Annotated in this window: 16 protein-coding genes; 3 read left to right on the forward strand and 13 right to left on the reverse strand. The window is 26.7% G+C overall.

Going from position 1 to position 14,689, the window contains the following annotated elements:
• Window positions 1-42: 42 nt before the first annotated feature.
• Window positions 43-1,206 (reverse strand): pyridoxal phosphate-dependent aminotransferase, encoded by a 1,164-nt coding sequence (locus tag H9660_RS00865; protein WP_423738996.1) that lies wholly within the window; start codon window positions 1,204-1,206, stop codon window positions 43-45.
• A gap of 26 nt (window positions 1,207-1,232) precedes the next feature.
• Window positions 1,233-1,769, reverse strand: coding sequence for a cob(I)yrinic acid a,c-diamide adenosyltransferase (locus H9660_RS00870; RefSeq protein WP_243190568.1), 537 nt, complete (start codon window positions 1,767-1,769; stop codon window positions 1,233-1,235).
• Between the two features lie 150 nt (window positions 1,770-1,919).
• Here H9660_RS00870 and dapD point away from each other — a divergent pair, with 150 nt between their 5' ends.
• Complete coding sequence (gene dapD, locus H9660_RS00875) at window positions 1,920-2,633, forward strand: 2,3,4,5-tetrahydropyridine-2,6-dicarboxylate N-acetyltransferase (RefSeq protein ID WP_191747569.1); 714 nt, start codon at window positions 1,920-1,922, stop codon at window positions 2,631-2,633.
• A gap of 45 nt (window positions 2,634-2,678) precedes the next feature.
• Here the strand turns inward: dapD and H9660_RS00880 are convergent, their stop codons facing one another.
• Together H9660_RS00880 and H9660_RS00885 are read right to left on the reverse strand one after the other, a co-directional pair.
• A complete protein-coding gene (locus H9660_RS00880; protein WP_191747571.1) occupies window positions 2,679-3,344 on the reverse strand; it encodes a single-stranded DNA-binding protein in 666 nt (221 codons plus the stop codon).
• 109 nt (window positions 3,345-3,453) lie between these two features.
• Entirely contained in the window at window positions 3,454-4,212 is a 759-nt protein-coding gene (locus tag H9660_RS00885; RefSeq protein WP_191747573.1) for a polysaccharide deacetylase family protein, read from the reverse strand.
• A gap of 129 nt (window positions 4,213-4,341) precedes the next feature.
• Between H9660_RS00885 and H9660_RS00890 the strand changes: the two genes are divergently transcribed.
• A complete protein-coding gene (locus H9660_RS00890; protein WP_191747575.1) occupies window positions 4,342-4,875 on the forward strand; it encodes a DUF4364 family protein in 534 nt (177 codons plus the stop codon).
• Here the strand turns inward: H9660_RS00890 and H9660_RS00895 are convergent.
• Window positions 4,872-5,765 carry a YncE family protein gene (locus H9660_RS00895; RefSeq protein ID WP_191747577.1) on the reverse strand — a complete coding sequence of 298 codons (894 nt, stop codon included), beginning with the start codon at window positions 5,763-5,765 and terminating at the stop codon, window positions 4,872-4,874. The two genes, H9660_RS00890 and H9660_RS00895, sit on opposite strands and share 4 nt — an antisense overlap.
• 172 nt (window positions 5,766-5,937) lie before the next feature.
• Between H9660_RS00895 and H9660_RS00900 the strand changes: the two genes are divergently transcribed.
• Complete coding sequence (locus H9660_RS00900) at window positions 5,938-6,189, forward strand: TIGR03905 family TSCPD domain-containing protein (protein ID WP_191747579.1); 252 nt, start codon at window positions 5,938-5,940, stop codon at window positions 6,187-6,189.
• A 28-nt stretch (window positions 6,190-6,217) separates the two neighbouring features.
• On the opposite strand, the gene H9660_RS00905 is transcribed toward H9660_RS00900, so the two are convergent.
• From H9660_RS00905 to H9660_RS00940, 8 genes are all read right to left on the reverse strand, one after another.
• Entirely contained in the window at window positions 6,218-6,868 is a 651-nt protein-coding gene (locus H9660_RS00905; protein ID WP_191747580.1) for a peptidoglycan recognition protein family protein, read from the reverse strand.
• A 78-nt stretch (window positions 6,869-6,946) separates the two neighbouring features.
• Window positions 6,947-7,378: an Rrf2 family transcriptional regulator gene (locus H9660_RS00910; RefSeq protein ID WP_191747582.1), complete on the reverse strand. Its 432-nt coding sequence runs from the start codon at window positions 7,376-7,378 to the stop codon at window positions 6,947-6,949.
• A 73-nt stretch (window positions 7,379-7,451) separates the two neighbouring features.
• Complete coding sequence (cysK, locus tag H9660_RS00915; RefSeq protein WP_191747584.1) at window positions 7,452-8,378, reverse strand: cysteine synthase A; 927 nt, start codon at window positions 8,376-8,378, stop codon at window positions 7,452-7,454.
• A 142-nt stretch (window positions 8,379-8,520) separates the two neighbouring features.
• On the reverse strand, window positions 8,521-9,468 hold the full coding sequence (locus H9660_RS00920; RefSeq protein ID WP_191747586.1) for a TDT family transporter: 948 nt from the start codon (window positions 9,466-9,468) through the stop codon (window positions 8,521-8,523).
• Between the two features lie 344 nt (window positions 9,469-9,812).
• The gene (locus H9660_RS00925) at window positions 9,813-10,766 is read right to left on the reverse strand and encodes a TDT family transporter (protein WP_191747588.1); all 954 of its coding nucleotides are present in this window, start codon (window positions 10,764-10,766) and stop codon (window positions 9,813-9,815) included.
• A 20-nt stretch (window positions 10,767-10,786) separates the two neighbouring features.
• On the reverse strand, window positions 10,787-12,010 hold the full coding sequence (locus H9660_RS00930; RefSeq protein WP_191747590.1) for an NAD(P)/FAD-dependent oxidoreductase: 1,224 nt from the start codon (window positions 12,008-12,010) through the stop codon (window positions 10,787-10,789).
• Window positions 12,010-12,423 (reverse strand): 4Fe-4S dicluster domain-containing protein, encoded by a 414-nt coding sequence (locus tag H9660_RS00935; RefSeq protein WP_191747592.1) that lies wholly within the window; start codon window positions 12,421-12,423, stop codon window positions 12,010-12,012. Before H9660_RS00935 ends, H9660_RS00930 begins: the two co-directional genes overlap by 1 nt.
• Window positions 12,410-14,515, reverse strand: coding sequence for a molybdopterin oxidoreductase family protein (locus H9660_RS00940; RefSeq protein WP_191747594.1), 2,106 nt, complete (start codon window positions 14,513-14,515; stop codon window positions 12,410-12,412). The genes H9660_RS00935 and H9660_RS00940 overlap by 14 nt, the downstream gene beginning before the upstream one ends.
• Window positions 14,516-14,689 lie beyond the last annotated feature (174 nt).

Genomic DNA, 14,689 nt, shown 5'->3' on the forward strand with positions numbered 1-14,689 from the left:
TTAAACATAAATTTAAAAATTATAAAAAGCTTATCAAATAAATTAATCATTTGATAAGCTTTTTTGATTTTCACTTATTCTATTTACAAACTTTCCAATTCTATCGAAAGCCTCTCTAAGCTCTTCTATAGAATAGCAATAAGAAATCCTAATATAGCCTTCTCCACCTTTTCCAAAAGCACTGCCTGGTACACAAGCAACTTTTTCTTCATATAATAACCTTTCACAAAACTCTTCTGAAGTCATTTTATACTTTTTTATAGATGGAAATATATAAAATGCTCCTTTAGGCGATGTAAAATCTATATCTAATTCATTTAATCCTTGTTCTACATATATTTTTCTTTTTCTAAATTCATTTTTCATCTTATCTACATAATGAAGTCCATATTTTAATCCTTCTATAACTCCATATTGCCCTATAGAATTTGTACAAGATACATTGTATTGATGAACCTTAGCTATTTCATTAAAAACATCTCCTTTAGCAGCTATAAACCCAACTCTAATTCCGGTCATAGAGAACATTTTTGAAAAGCCGCCAATATAAATTATATTATTTATAATATTTTCATCCATAGAAACACTATAATAATCTTCATAGCAAAAAGATTCGTAAATTTCATCACTAATTACATATAAATCATTTTCTTTTATTAAATTTATAAGTAATTGAAATTCTTCTTTACTTAGTATAGCGCCTGTTGGATTCGATGGATATGATAAAATCATATATTTTATCTTTTCTTTTTTTATTATTTTTTCTAAATTTAATATATCAAGAGAAAAGTCATCCTTTAAATAATAATTTATGACTTTTCCTCCTAATATCTTAACTATATTTTCATATGCTGGATATGCTGGAGTCGGAATTAATACTTTATCTCCTTTATTAATCAAAGCAGCTAATGAAGAAAATAAAGCTTCACTTCCTCCAACTGTTACACATATATCCTCATAAGAGTAATTAACTCCTTTAACATTCAAATACTTAGATATTTCTTTTCTTAAATCTATAACACCAAAATTATCTGTATAAATAGTTTTATCTTCTTCAACAGCTTTTATAATTCCATATTTAATTTCTACTGGTGTTTTAAAATCTGGTTGCCCCAATGTTAATGAAATTGCTCCAGTTACATCTTTAACCTTATTAAAAAACCTTCTTATTCCTGACATTTCTATATCATTTAAATTTTTATTCACAAATTAGCCCCCTCAATGATATTATTTTAGTATTCTATTCCTTCTCTTGCAGGAACTCCTTCACTAAAATAATGTTTAATACATTTCATTTCCGTAACCAAATTGCTTTTTTCTAATATCTCTTTTGGAACATTTCTTCCTGTTAATATAAGTTCCATAGTTTCTGGCTTATTATCAATAATATATGTTACCTCTTCTACAGATAAAAATTTATTTGATAATACAGCCATTACCTCATCTATAATTAATACATCACACTTATTTTCTTTAATTACATCTAATATGAAATTATATCCTTCTCTAATTTCTAATCTTAATTCTTCCTTTTCTTCATCTGTTAAATTCCAAGTAAAATCTTTTGGTTTTTCAAATCTAAAAATTTTAAAATTATCTCCTAATTCATCTATTGTTTTTAACTCGCCTGTTTTTCCTCCTTTTAAAAATTGTAGCATATATACTTTAAGCCCATTACCATAAGCTCTTATACCTTGCCCTATAGCAGCAGTCGTTTTTCCTTTTCCTTCACCTGTATATATTTGAACTAATCCTTTTTCTAATTTCAAACTTATCATCTCCTTTTAATAAATTTTACATTAAGTACAACTTATTTGTAAATAATAACATTCTTTCTTGCAATAAACCTCCTTACTATTGATATACTTCCAATATATTGATATAATTTTTTCAACTTATTTATTATAGGAGGATTTTTAATGGATTATAACGACTTAACCGATCCTTATGAAATAGCAAAATTCATAAAAAACACAAAAAAAACTACACCAGTAAAAGCATACATAAATGGTGATTTGAGCTCTACCGATATTAAAGATTTGGAATTCTATGGAAACAACGATTTTTATATTATATTTGGAGAATACCATTTGATAAAAGAATTTATTAATAAGAATATTTCTCTTATTAATAACTACAGAATTGAAAATGACAGAAAAAACTCTGCTATTCCTATGTTAAATTTATTAAATATAAATGCTAGAATTGAACCAGGTGCTATAATAAGAGATAAAGTTAAAATAGATAAAAATGCTATTATTATGATGGGAGCAGTAATAAACATAGGTTCAGAAATTGGAGAAGATACAATGATAGATATGAATGCTGTGATAGGTGCTAGAGCAAAAATCGGGAAAAGATCTCATATAGGTGCTGGTGCTGTAGTTGCTGGAGTTCTAGAACCCCCTAGTAAAACACCTTGTGAAATTGGTGATGATGTATTAGTTGGTGCAAATGCTGTTATTTTAGAAGGTGTAAAAATCGGAAACAGAAGTGTAATAGCTGCAGGTTCTGTTGTAACTAAAGATGTTCCTTCTGATGTTGTTGTTGCTGGAAGCCCTGCTAAAATAATTAAATCCGTTGATGAAAAAACTAAAGATAAGACTAAACTTTTAGATGATTTAAGAAAGTAAATTAATAAAGGGTGAAAAGTATAACTTTTCACCCTAATTTATTTTCTACATTACTTCTTGTTCATCAATTTCAATTATTGGTTCAGATTCATCATTTTGAACTTTTTCCATTTTAGAAACAGATACTTCATAAGCAATTTTCTTTATTACCTCTGTATCATTTACTTTCTTTTGATATTCTCTACTTTGTAATCTTCCCCAAACTCTAATATTATCTCCTACTTCTAAGCTTTGACAAAATCTTGAATTTCTTCCCCAAGCTATTGTAGGAATATAATCTGATTTATTATAAGCTCTATTTACAGCTAATAACACATCAGCAATTTCTCTTCCAAACGGCGTTGTTCTATAAACAGGTTCCTTGCAAATATATCCATCTAAGAAAATCTCATTTGGATTTTTACTTCTTTCTATACAAGGTTCTATGTTTCTAGCAAAAACAGTTAATATAAGCTTGTTTGATCCATCTACAAACTTATTATATGATCTTAATTGACCATCTACTATAATATCTTTACCTATAGATAAATCCATATTAGCTATAAGTCTTTCAGAAACCGTTATATTTAAAATATCTACGGAATCGCTAAGTCTCATAACCTCCATTGAAAATGTATAAAACCCTTCCCCATACATTTCATGACTAAATTCTAATTCTGATAATACCTTACCCTCTAAATAAATTTTGTTGTTTAACATCAAGTTGTCCAATACTAACCCCTCTCTCCCTTAGTAATATTTTTTATTCCTTTGCTTTTTAACCCCATTGGATATATTTCCATTATAATACATTATATCATCATTTTTCAATATTTTTTAATTAATTTTTTATTTGCTCACCTTTTTCATCAATTATATAGTCATTATAGTAAATCATTTCACCAACTTTAACAAAACTATACCCTTCTTCTTGAAGTTCTTTAATTATTCTATCTAAATTTCCTGGAGTATATTTTGCATTGTTATGGAATAGAAGTATTGATCCTGGAGATAACTTTTCCATAACTCTATTATACTCCTTTTCTGCTCCTAATTCTTTCCAATCTACAGAGTCAACATCCCATTGAATACTCATTAATCCTTCACTAGCTATAAACTTGCAAGCTTTTTCATTATAATCCCCGCTAGGAAATCTAAATAATTTAACTTTTTCTCCTACAGTATCTTCAATAATTTTATTGGTTTTTTCTATTTCTTCTTTCATTCTACTTTCAGATATACTGCTAAACATAGGATGTATATAACTATGATTTCCTATTTCGTGTCCCCCCTCCTTTATTTTTATTAGTTTATCTTTATTCTCTTCACTATAATTTACCCAACCTCCCATTATAAAAAAGGTTGCCTTTACATTATATTTATCTAGCACTTCTAATATGTTATAAATTTCCTCTTTTTCTGCCCAATTAATATCAAATGTTAAAGCCAATTTCTTTTCATCAGTTTTAACTCTGTAAATTGGTTTATCATTATAGACTTCCGTAAAGCTATATTTGGTTTTTTCTGTAAAAACTATAGATATCATTAAAGTAAATAACAATAATAATAAACTTAATATAACTCTATATCTTCTCTTCATTTAAGCCTCCTAAAATTATTATAATTAATTTATATTCTTTACTTTTTATAATAATGACAATAATACTAGTTATTAAAATTTAAATATTATGTTATAATAAATTTATACTTTCTAAAACGGAGGTTTAATATGTACGAAAACTCAGCTGAATTAGCAGAAAATAAATTATTAGTTTTATATGTAATGGATTCTTTAAAACATCCTATTACAAATACACAACTTACTGAAATTATTTTAGAAAATAATTTTATAAACTACTTTACCTTACAGCAATATATAAGTGAATTAATTTCATCTGACTTTTTAAGATATGAGAAAGTAAATGATAAAAATTTAGTTCATATAACTGAAAAAGGAACTAATACACTTTCTTTATTTTCTGATAGAATTTCTACAATAAAAAAGAAGATAATCGATGATTATCTTCATTCAATGTTAGAATCTATAAAAAAAGAATTAACTATTCATAGTGATTATACAATAGGAAAAGATAACTCTTTCATTGTAGATTTACAAGCTTTAGAAAATGATAATTTACTAATATCTTTAAAAGTTTCAGTACCTACTAAAAAGCAAGCTACTTCTCTTTCTAATAGGTGGAAGGATAATCCTTCAGATATATATAATAAAATTATGAACTCTTTATTTAGTGATGATAATTAATATAAAGTCATAGCATTAGGTTCTCTTCCTACTGTTATGGCTTTCATGCTATTATTTATTAAATCTAAACACAGTAACCTTCCATTTAAATAGTCACATATATATACAATATTATTATGCTTAAGTAATGATCTAGGCATCCCAGTCAAATTTATTTCTCTTATCTTCTTCAAATTGAATTTATTTAATAAATCAATACTATTATCCATAAAATTACAAACATAAAGTATATCTTCATCTTCAAATATATCGATAGGAACCTTTCCTACTTCCACTTTTTTTATAGATTCTAAAGAAAATAAATCAAACACTTCAATGTATCCATTTCTTTCATCTCCCATATAACTTTCACAGACATATAGAGATTTACCATCATTTGATACTCTTACTTTAGTAGGATACTCAAGTGTAGTTAACTCTCCTATAACTTTATTAATTTTAATATCTATTACAGATATATTATGACTTTGAAAATTTGTTATAAACAAAAGTTTAAGTTCTCTACTAATTTCAATATTATAAGGCCAATTATTAGTTTTTATTTCTACTATTATCTTCTTTTCTTCTAAATCATATATAACAACATCATTTGATTCTGAACAAGCAATATATAAGTATTTGTCATACCCTGTTAAGTCATTTGGATGAGCCCCTACATATATTATATTTTCTTCTTTTAAAGTTTTCATATTTAATATAGATATGGAATTATCATAATTATTAGCTATATATGCTATATTATTATTAATGTATATTCCGTTAGGCCTAAGTGGATTTTCTCCCTTTGTTAAGAATATTTCTTCAGAAACTATATCACTATCAAGAGATGTAACTAAAGGTATTTTAGTTATAGAATCACTACCTGTATTACATAAAATTAAAGAGTCCATACTACACCACCTTTACTTAAGCTTATTATTATAGATACATTTATAATATATGTACATTTCTCTGGTTTTGGAACAAACTTTTATCTTTTGCTTCAAATTTCTACATATAGTCTTTATTTTTTATAAATATGCATATATAATATTCTTGCAGTAAATTTTGGAGGTATTATTTATGTTTGTTTATAAAACTAAGGGAGTTTGTACAAGCGAAATACATTTAGAGATTGATAATGAAACAATAAAAAAAGTAGATTTTGTTAGAGGTTGTCCTGGAAACTTAATAGGAATATCAGCTTTAGTTGTTGGAATGAAGGTTGATGATGCTATTTTAAAATTAAAAGGTATAACTTGTGGAACAAAAGATACATCTTGTCCAGATCAATTATCTAAAGCTTTAGAAGAATATAAAAAAAGTGAAAATTAGGGCTATAAAATAGTCCTAATTTTCACTTTTAAAACTTAGTATTTTTATAATTTTTTATATTTTTTATTACTTCATTTTTTATTTCATTCATAGGAAAATTTTCTCCCGGACATAATGTATCATAAACATCTCTATGACCAACTATTTTATAAATATCATATTTTAAAGTTATATAAGTAGATAAATTTATTAGACTTTCCCATTGTTCTTTAGATAAAGATTCCTCTTCAAAATTACCTTCTAAACAAATACCTATTGAATTACTATTTTCTCCTTTTGTATGAGCTCCTTCTGCATTTTCAGGTCTTCCTAAGTATATTTTACCATCCTTTCTAACATAAAAATTATATCCTATACCTTTCCAACCTCTTTCCTTATGATAATCATTTATACCTTCTGGACTCCAATAACTTCTTGCACAATGATGATAAATTATTTTATTAGGTTCATTATTAAATATTAAATCTTCATTCCAATTGTAATCTAAATCTATTAACTCTAAATTATTTTTTAAATACTCTATATCTATAAATGAAAATTCCGCATTATAATAACTTCTATAACTTATTTTAAAAATATATCTTATATTATCTTTAACCCCCACTAAAAGAATACTTATAAAAAAAATTATTAATAGAATTACAACTATTTTCTTTTTTATTTTAATGATTATAAACATTTTAGTTACTCCTAACAATTTGATATATAACTAAAATATTAAAATTGTAGTATAAATATTCTTATGGAAAACATATTTCTAAATATAATATATAATAGTATCTTTAGACTTTTTATAATCATCTACTAAATCTTCTAAAGTTATATTTATAAAATAATCATTTATAATTTTGTTTATGTCCTTCCATAAATTTTTATTCACAAAATCTTCCAGTTCATTTTCTTCCTTATCATTTATATCTATAAATATACTGTCACCTTCTAGAACCTTTAATATTTCTAATATAGTTAATTCACTTATATTTTTCCCTAAAGAATATCCACCTTGGGCTCCTTTTCTACCTACTATTATTCCAGCTTTTCTAAGCAATGAAAATATTTGCTCTAAATATCTTTCAGAAATATTTTGTCTTTCTGAAATAGCCTTAATACTAACATTTTCAGAATCCATATTAATAGCTAAGTCAATTAAAGCTCTTAATCCATATCTTCCTTTAGTTGAAATTTTCACTTAATCACCTTTTTCTCTTTATTATATATTAATAATAAAAGTCATTACTAGAAATAGCAATGACTTTTACAAATTATTTATACAAATCAGTTGATAAATATCTTTCTCCTGTATCAGGTAAAATTACAACTATATTTTTCCCTTTATTTTCTTCTCTATTTGCGAGTTCTGTTGCTGCTACAATTGCTGCTCCTGATGATATTCCAACTAGTAATCCTTCAGTTCGTGCTAAATCCTTTGATGCTTTAAAAGCATCCTCATTATCAACTTTTATTACTTCATCAATAAGTGCAACATTTAAATTTTTTGGTATAAATCCTGCTCCAATACCTTGAAGTTTATGTGGTCCTGGTTTTCCTCCAGATATAACTGGAGAGTTAGTAGGTTCAACAGCTATAATCTTAACATCAGATTTTCTCGATTTTAAAACTTCTCCTATCCCTGTTAAAGTTCCACCTGTCCCAACTCCAGATACTACTATATCAACTTGTCCATCTGTATCATTCCATATTTCTTCTGCTGTTGTTACTCTATGAATTTCAGGATTTGCTGGATTTTCAAATTGTTGAAGTATAATTGAATTTTCTATGGAATCCCTTAATTCATTAGCTTTTGAAATAGCTCCCTTCATCCCATCTGCTCCTGGAGTTAATACTAATTCTGCTCCTAAAGCCTTTAAAAGATTTCTTCTTTCTATACTCATAGTTTCTGGCATAGTTAAAATTAATTTATATCCCTTTGCAGCTGATATATAGGCTAATGCAATTCCAGTATTCCCACTAGTCGGTTCAATAATTACTGAATCTTTATTTAATAATCCATTTTTTTCTGCAGCCTCTATCATTCCAAATCCTATTCTATCCTTTACACTTCCACCTGGATTAAAGTATTCCAGTTTTGCAATTATTTTTCCTAAAGTATTTTTTTCTGCATTATAATTTGATAATTCTAATAATGGCGTATTTCCTATTAATTGTATTAAGCTATTTGCTATTTTCATATTAACCTCTCCTTTTATTCCTACTATTCCGATATGTTTATTTCTTAATAATATAATACTCCACTTTTTACCTTTTGTGAATACCTTTTTTAAAATAAATTAAAAAACTTGCATCCTTAGAGATACAAGTTTTTTTAATTTATTATTTATTTTTTACTGCATTTAAAAATAATTTGAAAAAGTTAAACATAACAAATGATATTATGGCTGTAGTTATATAAAGTTGTATTCCTGATATTTGCTTTATTACATTACCAAAACCCTCATAGCCAGAATTACTTACGAAAGTAGCCATTTTCATCGATGCTAAAATTCCTATAGCCATTGGGAATGTTAATCCCGCAAAAGCTGGAGTAAATTTAAATGAAAAGAATCCTGGAAGCTTGTACACTACAAATAAAAGAGTAATAAATACAACTAAATATAGAGGATATATTACAAATTTATTTGGATTTTCTACAATATTTAAATAACAAACTACACAAAGACTAGATGGTGCAAGCAATATAGCTTGAGTATGATATAAAGCATCTTTTAAAGGTAGTTTTATTAATCTAATTATCATAAATGGCATAATAAGAATTAAAACTAAAATTCCATAATACAATACTATTTTATTTATAAAAGGTTCTTTCATAGAAGCTCCCACTACAACAGAAACCATTATTCCATTATAGGTTACAAACCAGCTTGGTACAAAAGTATCTTTATTAATTCCTTTAATAACATTTCTATATGTAAATATTAATATATGAATTGCATGTAATCCTAATCCAATTCCCCATAAACTTTTACCTACAAAATTATTATATTCAAAATAATAGGATCCAAGTATCATAGTTATCATTGTAAAACCAGCATATAAACTCGATGGTACTGTATTAGAATACTCTTTTTTACAAGTATCTGTAAATGAGAAAATTTTAACTAAGTAAACTAATAAAACACCAGTTGCTATCCACATTGTTATATGTCTTATCCAACTATATCCTAAACTGGAATAAATATTAGATAATGTAGCCGCTCCAACCATAGTAGGTAATAATGGCACCGGAATATTCTCTGTTTTTTTCAGCAAATTTTTATTCATTTTTTCCTCCCGAATTAATTAAATAATTTTAAAATTAACTTTATCTTTTGTTTATTGTTAATTTTTTCACTTAAATTTATATAATAATTTCAAAAAAATATTTCTTCTTAATTATACTACTTTAAAATATTAATTCTGTGATATTAATCACATTTTTTATTTAATATTAAAAAAGTTATATAATTATATAAAAAAATTAAAGTATCATTTAAGATCCATCTAATGATGGATACCATTTTAATTTTCTACTAGTAACTAAATTGACTTTTTCCGCCAAGTTTTATCCATCCTTAGCACACATAAAAAATAAGATGCTATAAAAAATAGCATCTTATTCTCATTCTTTAATGAACATCTTTATAACTTTTAAATAATAAATATACAAATTTATATAAAACAAAGGCTATTATTGTAGTTGTTATATATATTTGTATTCCACTAACTTCTTTTGTAATATATGATAAGTATTTATATCCTATACTTTGAAAATAAGATGATACTTTTATTGAAGCAACTATCCCTATTGCCATAGGAAAAGTTAATCCTGCAAATCCAGGTGTAAAAGTATAAGAAAAAAACTTAGGTAACATATATATAATAAATGCTAATGTTGAAATTATTATTATATATAATATATAAATTATATATTTATTAGGATTATCAATAAAATTTAAATAAGTAACTAAACAAAGACTAGAAGGAGCTAACAATATAGCTTGAGTATGAAATAATGCTTCTTTTAATGGCTCTTTTCTCAATCTTCTAATCATAAAAGGTAAAATAATTATAAATATAATTATCCCATAATAAACAACTATTTTACATATAAAAGGTACATTCATAGGCTTTCCAACCACTGCTGAAACCATTATTCCATTATAGGTTACAAACCAACTTGGAACAAATGTTTCTCTATCGATTCCAGTTATTACATTTCTATAAGTAAAAACTATTATATGAATTGCATGTAATACTAATCCTATATACCATAATGATTTTCCAATAAAATTATTGTATGTAAAATAATAAGATCCTAGTATCATTAATATCATTGTAAATCCAGCATATAAACTTGAAGGAACAGTATTACTGTATTCGCTTTTACAAGTATCAAAATATAAAGTAATTTTGATTATATATGCTATTACTATAGCTGTAGCTGACCACATTGTTATATGCCTTATCCAATTATATCCTAAAGTTTGATAAACATTAGATAATGTTGCTGCTCCTACCATAGTAGGCAATATAGGAACTGGCATATTCTCAATCTTTTTTATAGTGGATTTTAATATCATAAATTCACCTACTTTATTTATTAATAAACAAATTGTAAATCTCTAGTTTCATTAAAGAAATCAGAATAATCTATATCAAATAGTGGCTTTTTAACTCTATTAACATTTATTTTTTCTTTAATTAACTGAGTTAATACTCCTACATAGGATAAGTCACCTTGAATTATAGCACCATAAATTTCTCCATCTTTATAAATTATCTTTTTATAATCTTTACCATCAATATCTATGACTTCTTCATATGTATCATCAGGCTTCACAACTACACCAAGAGACATAGTTGCTAATCCACAAAAATTCATTGTATTTTTACTTCCAAAAAAATCTTCCATGTATGTTTCTTTACCTACCATATTATTAGCTGCTATTATTCCTTCTTTTACTGCTGTAGGCCATATTGGATTTCTTCCTGTTATATCTCCTGCACCATACACATCTTTAACATTTGTTTCTCCCTTTTCATTTATTATTAGTCCGAATTTATCGCATTCTATACCACTATCCTTTAAAAAGCCAACATTAGCTCTTACTCCTGCACATGCAATAATAAATTCACAAGGAATTTCTTCACCAGTATTTAATTTTATTGCAGTAGGATTATTATCATTATCAACTATTACTTTTTCTGCTCTTACTCCAAATTTCAAATTTACTCCTTCTTTTATTAACCTTTCTTCATATGCACTAGCTGCATATTTATCTAGTTGCAAAGGAAGTAATCTATCTCCCATTTCTATTAAAGTTATATTGACATCATAATGTAATAATCCTGCTAAAGCATCTACTCCAACAAGTCCTGCGCCAAGTATAGCTATATTCTTAACCTTTTTTGCCATTTCCTTAATTTTTATTACATCATCTAAATTTCTAAGTCCAATAACATTATTAGCACTTCTTAAATTTTCTATTGGAGGTAAGAATGATGATGATCCTGTTGCAAGTAAAACTTTATCATAATTTATATTTTGACCATTATCTAAAGTTAAGCTTTTTTCTTTTATATCTATAGAAATTACTTCTCTACCTTTAATCCATTCTATTTTATACATTTCAAAGAAATTATCTGGTGTAAAATCTAAATCTTCTATATCTCTTCGACCATCTAAAAAATGATGTAATATACATCTTGAATAAACATATGTATCTTTTGATATCAATATTATTTCACATTCCTTATTAAATTGTCTAATAGCTCTTGCCGCATTAATTCCTGAAGCTGATGCTCCTACAATTACATATTTCATTATCCTTCTACCTCCTCTAATGTTAATGCTCCCATAGGACATTTATCTACACATTGAGGATATTTACTTTCCGTAGATAAACACATATCACATTTCATTACTTCTCTATTTGTTTGATAATCCATTTTTAAAACTCCATATGGACATGCCATTATACACATATAACAAGTTGCACACCTACTTTTATCATAAATAACATATCCTGTTTCATCATCCCTTCTCATTGCACCAGTTGGGCAAGCATATACACATTCAGGTCTTGTGCAATGTCTACAATATATTGGAGAATATCTCCCTTCACTATTAATTACAATTCTTCCTCTTGTATCCCTACATCCATGTGAAACTTTACAAGCTGTAGTACAAGTTAAACAACCAATACATTTTTTTCTATTAATTTTAATTCTCTTCATAATCGTCACCTTTTATCTTTTCTATTTTAACTGGAGCATACTTATAATTTGGTTCCTTAGAATATGTATCAAAAATAGAAGGTAATATTGAATTTGCCTCAATATAATGCATAGGTGCATAAATATGATTCTTCTTAACTGCTCTGCTTAGTTTAACTAAGAAACTATTACTAATTCCATTAGGAGAAGTCACCTTAACTAAATCATTTTCTTTTATATCAAGTTCTTCTGCTAAATCAGTATTTAAATTTATATAGCCTTCCTTAACAATTATAGCTTCAACATCTGGTATTTCCCTTGTTCTAGTTTGAGTATGCCATTGACCTACAGTAGCTCTACCAGTATTTAAAATATATGGATACTCCTCATCTACTTCATATGGTGGTTTCATAATATCTTCATATATAAATTTAGCCTTTTTATTCGGAGTATAGAATTTTCCATCTTCAAACAATCTTCTTTGCTCTCCTTCAATTTTTGTACCTTCTTTACATGGCCATTGTACTCCCTTAGATCCATTTAAAGCATCATAATCAACACCTGTAATATCACAAGGCATTCCTTTAGAACATTTTTTTAATATTTCAAAAGCGTCTTTAGGGGTCTTCCATTTATCTAACATTTTACCCATACCTAAAGCTTTTCCTATCCCAAGCATAATATCATAATCACTTAATTCATCTTTTTTCTTTTCCAATACAGGCTGAACCTTAGATAATCTTCTTTCAGTATTAATTATAAGTCCTTGCTTTTTTAAGCCACTTGTTGAAGGAAGTATTAAATGAGCATATCTTGCTGTTTCAGTATCACTATATATATCTTGAACAGCTAAAAATTCAAGCTTTTTAGCAGCTTCTTTAAATTCTAAATCATTAATCCAAGACACTAAAGGATTAGTTGCTAAAACCCATAAAGCTTTAATTTCACCTTTATTTATTCCATCAACTATTTCGTTATATGGTATAGTAGGCTTTTTAGGTAATAGACTTTCATCTATTTCTAAAATTTCAGCTACTGCTTTCCTTCTTTTTTCATCACTATACTCACCACCACCATATAAGCCAGTTGTATTACTAAATAATCTAGATCCCATTGCATTACATTGACCAGTTATAGAATTAGGTCCAGTTCCAGGTTTTCCTATATTACCTGTCATTAAAGCCAAATTAATTATGGCTTGTGCTGTTCTTACAGCTTGAAATCCTTGATTTACTCCCATAGTCCACCAAAAAGAAACTTTTTCACCTTTATGTATTATTTCTGCAAGTTCTAATACTTTTCCCTTTGATATTCCTGTATATTCTTCTACATCATTAACATCGTATTGTTTAACATGATTTTTAAATCCTTCAAAATCTTCTGTACTATTTTTAATGAACTCTTCATCAATCCATCCTTTTTGAATTAGTATATTTGATAAAGTATATAATAATCTTATATCAGACTTCGGATTAACATCTATCCACATATCAGCTTTTGTAGCAGATTCACTTTTTCTTGGATCTATTACTATTACTTTTTTATCCTTATTTTTATTTTTTGCAATTCTACTCCATAGTATTGGATGAGCAACTATAGGATTACATCCAATAAAAATCATTACATCTGAATGTTCTAAATCCTCTAAGGTATAAGGTGGCGCATCAAATCCAAAACTTTGTTTATAGGCTACTACTGCTGTAGCCATGCATAGTCTTGTATTACCATCTCCATTTCCGCCTAAAAAAGTTCTTCCTATATGACCTGCCAATGCCATTTCTTCACTTAAAAGCTGACCAGTACTTAAAAAAGCAAAACTTTCTTTTCCATGCTCATCTTGAATACTTTTTACTCTTTCTGCAAAAATATTAAAAGCCTCATCCCAAGATATATGTTCTAAATTTCCTTGCTCATTTCTAAGCAATGGTAATACCGGATTTTCATATATTGTATTTTGTTTATCTAAATTTAGTCCTTTTACACAACAAAATCCTTTATTAATCGGATAATCTTCTGCTGGTTTAACCCTTTCAATAAATCCATTTTCATTAACGTGAAAATCAAAGTTACACGCTATAGAACAGTAATTACAAGTAGACCTTACAACCTTCATAATTTTTCTCCTTTAATTTCTTATGGTTTTTATAATTAGTATTACTAGTATTTGCTTACTATATTCATTTATTTTGATAAATACTTATAATATGTATAGTTAATCCTAATTAATTATTTTATACTTTGTAATAAATAAAAAATGCTAGAAATACTTTTTAGTATCTCTAGCATT

This window comes from Clostridium gallinarum, assembly GCF_014836325.1.
GTDB classification, from domain to species: Bacteria; Bacillota; Clostridia; order Clostridiales; family Clostridiaceae; genus Clostridium; species Clostridium gallinarum.